The organism is Actinomadura sp. 6K520 (genome assembly GCF_004349245.1).
In the GTDB taxonomy this organism is placed as follows: Bacteria; Actinomycetota; Actinomycetes; order Streptosporangiales; family Streptosporangiaceae; genus Spirillospora.
This window is the reverse complement of sequence record NZ_SMLC01000401.1, coordinates 1-1301: the sequence shown is the minus strand read 5'-3', so window position 1 is coordinate 1301 and position 1301 is coordinate 1. Positions and strand designations below refer to the sequence as shown.

Sequence of the window (1301 nt, the reverse complement as noted above, 5' to 3'; positions counted from 1 at the left end):
GCGTGCGCAGCACCACCGCCGCGCCCAGCATCTCGTGCCCCTCACGGAACACCGTCGCCGACACCTCGACCGTCTCACCCACCACGGCCTTGGCCGGCCACCTGCCACACCCCACCACCGGCGCCACGTCCAGAATCGGGATGCGCCCGAGTTCCGATTCCAGCTTCACCTGCATGTGCCGCTCCCGCGCGTCGGCGATGCCGGGGCACCGCGCCCCGCGCTCCATGGCATCCATGCCCCGTCCGCAACTCCCCGCCATCAGCGCCACCACAAGATCACGCAAAGAGATGCCCGTACGTTCCCGCCCCGCCCCGGCTGCCCGTTCCACGGCGTGGCGGGACGTTCAGGGGTGCGTGACCAGGGTGCCCGTGCTCAGTGGGGGGCGGTGGACGCGAGCGCCTCGCGGGCGGTCTCCACGTCCGGGGCGATGGCGACCCGGCGCTGCAGGCCCGCCACGTCCGAGACCCGCCGGACGATGCCGCGCGGCGGCAGCACCACCCACATCGGGACGCCCAGCTCGGTCGCCCGCATCTGGGAGCGCGTGATCACGTTGAGGCCGTTGGAGTCGCAGAACGTGCAGCGGGTGAGGTCGAGGATCAGGGCCGGCGTCCCGGAGTCGAGGAGCCGCTCGGCCTGCCGGAGGATCGCCTCGCCGTTGCTGAGGTCCACCTCGGCCGGGAACGTCAGCGTTCCGCAGGTCCGTGTGCTCTCCACTCGCGCCACACCGAGATTCATGCTCCGCCCCAACGCCGGTTCCCTCACCTGAATGACAACGGGGGGTACCTCACTGCGACTGTAAGCCCCGGGACCGGACGGAACCTTCAAGGGACGGTCAAGTCTAGGGAGGCGATCACCCATATCCCCGCCGATCCTGTTCATCGTTGATAGATCCTGTTTTGTCGCTTTCAGGGGGCCGGCCGCCCGTGCCGCCCGGCCTTGCCGCGCGCTCCGCGGGCCCCTGACCCAAGGATCATCCTCTTTCCTGAAATTTCCCTGATGGAAGACGAACCGGACGCTGAGTGGCCCGGCCCCGCACCGCCGGACGGGGTGGGGCAGCGCGTCGTCGGCCCGGCCGGGGCCGCATCGCTTTGTCATGGCAAACCCCTATATTTCACCCTGTGGACTGCCAACTTCGCGATCGGGGAACCGGGGAGGCGGGATGAGCGCGGATCCAGTGGTCATCGACGGCGGAGACCGCTCCTGCGTGCGCCTCCTGCTGGAACTGCGCGGCCACATGGCGGGCATGGCCCCGGGCACGGTCGTCCATCTGATCGCCAGTGACCCCGCCGCCCCCATCGACC

General features: G+C 70.0%; 2 protein-coding genes. Both read right to left on the bottom strand.

Translation table 11 applies throughout. The annotated features are described in order from the left end of the window. On the bottom strand, nucleotides 1-175 hold a 175-nt coding region (locus E1289_RS37645; protein ID WP_131988961.1), incomplete at its 3' end, for a maltotransferase domain-containing protein. Between the two features lie 197 nt (nucleotides 176-372). Continuing rightward, nucleotides 373-714, bottom strand: a complete 342-nt coding sequence (locus E1289_RS38775) for an STAS domain-containing protein (protein WP_165970787.1) — start codon at nucleotides 712-714, stop codon at nucleotides 373-375. Nucleotides 715-1301 lie beyond the last annotated feature (587 nt).